The sequence below is a fragment of the Amnibacterium sp. genome (assembly GCF_025463795.1).
Lineage (GTDB): Bacteria > Actinomycetota > Actinomycetes > Actinomycetales > Microbacteriaceae > Amnibacterium.
The window spans coordinates 1-2,980 of the sequence record NZ_JAODBE010000012.1 but is presented as its reverse complement, the minus strand read 5'-3'; the positions used below and the strand labels follow the sequence as shown (position 1 = coordinate 2,980).

Annotated in this window: 3 protein-coding genes; all 3 read left to right on the top strand. The window is 74.6% G+C overall.

Features of this window, described 5'->3' with window-relative positions; translation table 11 throughout:
- Positions 1-71: 71 nt before the first annotated feature.
- Positions 72-1,007: a site-specific tyrosine recombinase XerD gene (gene xerD, locus JWQ92_RS01075; RefSeq protein WP_297342606.1), complete on the top strand. Its 936-nt coding sequence runs from the start codon at positions 72-74 to the stop codon at positions 1,005-1,007.
- Positions 1,008-1,138: 131 nt separating this feature from the next.
- Positions 1,139-2,029 carry a ParA family protein gene (locus JWQ92_RS01070; protein ID WP_297342605.1) on the top strand — a complete coding sequence of 297 codons (891 nt, stop codon included), beginning with the start codon at positions 1,139-1,141 and terminating at the stop codon, positions 2,027-2,029.
- A 7-nt stretch (positions 2,030-2,036) separates the two neighbouring features.
- The gene (locus JWQ92_RS01065; protein WP_297342604.1) at positions 2,037-2,843 is read left to right on the top strand and encodes a segregation/condensation protein A; all 807 of its coding nucleotides are present in this window, start codon (positions 2,037-2,039) and stop codon (positions 2,841-2,843) included.
- Positions 2,844-2,980: the final 137 nt, after the last annotated feature.

The window sequence follows — 2,980 nt, the reverse complement described above, 5'->3', positions numbered from 1 at the left end:
GGCCGGGGCTGGGACGCGCTCACCCCTGGCGACGAGCCGTGGCCGCGGCACCCGCGGCTCGGCGGCGCCCCGTGGGTGCTGCCGGGCGACCGTCCGGAGTCGCCGCTCTGACGCCCCGCGCCGCGATCGACCGGTTCCTCCGGCACGTCGCGGTCGAGCGCGGCCTCGCGGACAACACGCTTGCCGCGTACCGCCGCGACCTGGCCCGCTACGCGGAGCACCTCATCGCGCTCGGGCGCGACGATGTCGCCGAGGTGACGGAGGCGGACGTCGTGGCCTTCCTCGCCGCCGTGCGGCGGGACGCGGGCGCGGCGCCCTCGAGCGCGGCCCGGATGCTGTCCACGGTGCGGGGGCTGCACCGGTTCCTCGTCGAGGACGGCGTCGTCCCCGAGGACGCGGCGCACGCGACCGCGCCGCCGAAGGTGCCGATGCGCCTGCCGAAGGCGATCACCGTCGACGAGATGGCCCGGCTGATCGCGGCGACCGACGGCGACGACCCCGTCCGCATCCGCGACAAGGCCCTCGTCGAGCTGCTGTACGCGACCGGCACGCGCGTCAGCGAGGCCGTGGGGCTCGACGTCGACGACCTCGCGACGGGGGAGTTCGTGCGGGTGCTCGGCAAGGGCGGCAAGCAGCGGCTCGTGCCCGTCGGCGGCTACGCCCGTGCGGCCCTCGGCGCCTACCTCACGCGGGTGCGGCCCGGGTTCGCGGCCCGCGGCACCGCGACGCCCGCGCTGTTCCTCGGGCCTCGCGGCGGGCGGATGTCGCGCCAGAGCGCCTGGCTCGCCATCCAGGCCGCCGCCGAGCGCGCCGACCTCGCCGCCCACGTGTCGCCGCACACGTTCCGGCACAGCTTCGCGACGCACCTGCTGGCCGGCGGGGCCGACGTGCGCGTGGTGCAGGAGCTGCTCGGCCACGCTTCCGTGGCCACCACGCAGCTCTACACGCTGGTGACCGTCGACGGTCTCCGCGACGTCTACACGACCGCGCATCCGCGGGCCCGCTGACCGTCCGCCACGCCACGCCGGGCGTCGGCACGGCACGCGGCGTGCCTCCCCCGTTGGGGGGACACCGCTCGATACGGTCGGGATCGAGCCACCACCCATGTAGAGCCAACCGCCTCAGCAAGGACGTCGTGATGACGCACACCAGCACCCTCGAATCGACCCTCGACACCACCGAGGTCGAGCTGCCCCTCGGCCCCACGGGCCGGACGCGCCGCGAGTTCCCCGTGCCGCCCGAGCTGCGCGCACACGGGCCGGCGCGGGTCATCGCACTGTGCAACCAGAAGGGCGGCGTCGGCAAGACGACGACCACGGTCAACCTCGGTGCGGCGCTCGCCACCTACGGTCGCCGGGTGCTGCTCATCGACTTCGACCCGCAGGGCGCGCTGTCCGCGAACCTCAAGGTCGAGACCGACGACGTCTCGACGATCTACGAGCTGCTGCTCGGCTCCGAGCGCGACCCGCAGGTGGCGATCCAGCAGACGCAGATCCCCGGGCTCGACATCATCCCCGCGAACATCGATCTGTCCGCCGCGGAGGTGCACCTGGTCAACGAGGTGGCCCGCGAGCACACCCTCGCCCGCGTGCTGCGGCGCGTCGTCGACCGCTACGACGTCGTGCTCATCGACTGCCAGCCCTCGCTCGGCCTGCTGACCGTGAACGCGCTCACCGCGGCGCACGGCGTCCTCATCCCGCTCGCGTGCGAGTACTTCGCGCTGCGTGGCGTCGCGCTGCTCGTCGAGACCATCGAGAAGGTGCGCGACCGCCTCAACCCGGCCATCGAGCTCGACGGCATCGTCGGCACCATGTACGACCCGCGGACGCTCCACTCCCGCGAGGTGCTCGACCGGGTCGTCGAGGCCTTCGACAGCCAGGTGCTCGAGACGGTCATCAGCCGCACCGTGAAGTTCCCGGACGCCTCCGTCGCCCGCGAGCCGATCCTCGAGTACGCGCCCGAGCACAGCGCGGCGCACGCCTACCGCCAGCTGGCCTGCGAGCTGGTCGCGCGCGGCGCCGTCGCCTGATCCGGGCGTGGCCGACCCGGTCGGCGCGGATGCCGACGACGGCGCGTTCCGCATCCGCATCGGCGGGTTCGACGGCCCGTTCGACCTCCTGCTCGATCTGATCGGGCGGCACGAGCTCGAGATCACGGAGCTCGCGCTGTCGGCGGTGACCGACGAGTTCATCGCCCACCTCGGCACCCTCGGTGACGGCGCCGACCTCGAGCAGGCGAGCGGCTTCCTCGTGGTCGGTGCCACGCTGCTCGATCTGAAGATCGCCGGCCTGCTGCCGCAGGGCGAGGTCGTCGACGCCGAGGGCGCCGCCCTGCTCGAGGCGCGCGACCTGCTGTTCGCCCGCCTGCTCCAGTACCGGGCGTACAAGGAGGCGACGGCCTGGTTCACGGACGCGCTGGACATCGAGGCGATGCGCCATCCGCGCCGCGGCTCGCTGGAGGAGCGGCACCGACCGCCGGCGCCCCCGCCGGAGGTGCCGCTCGACGTGGCGTCGTTCGCGGCGCTCGCCGCGGCCGCCCTCGTGGAGCGCATCCCGCCGACGGTGGGCCTCGACCACCTGCACGCGCCGGCCGTGAGCCTCCGAGCGGAGGCGGCGCACGTCGCCGCGCTGCTGCGGCGGGGTGGCGCGATGTCCTTCGTCGAGCTCGCCGGTGACGCCGCCGACCGGCAGGTCGTGGTCGCCCGGTTCCTCGCCGTGCTCGAGCTGCACCGGCAGGGCGCCGTCGCCTTCGAGCAGCTGGAGCCGCTCGGCGCCCTCCTGCTGCGCTGGAGCGCGGCAGACTGGGACGAGACCGTCCTCGACCGCCTGGGAGACCTCGAATGACCGATCGCCGCTCGCCGCAGGAGCCCGTCGCGCTCCTGCTCGCCGGCATCGGCCTGACCGATGCGGTCGAGGCCGCACCGGTCCCGGCCGCCGCGGCGCCGGCGGCGGCCGCCGTGACCGCCGTGCCCTCGCACCTC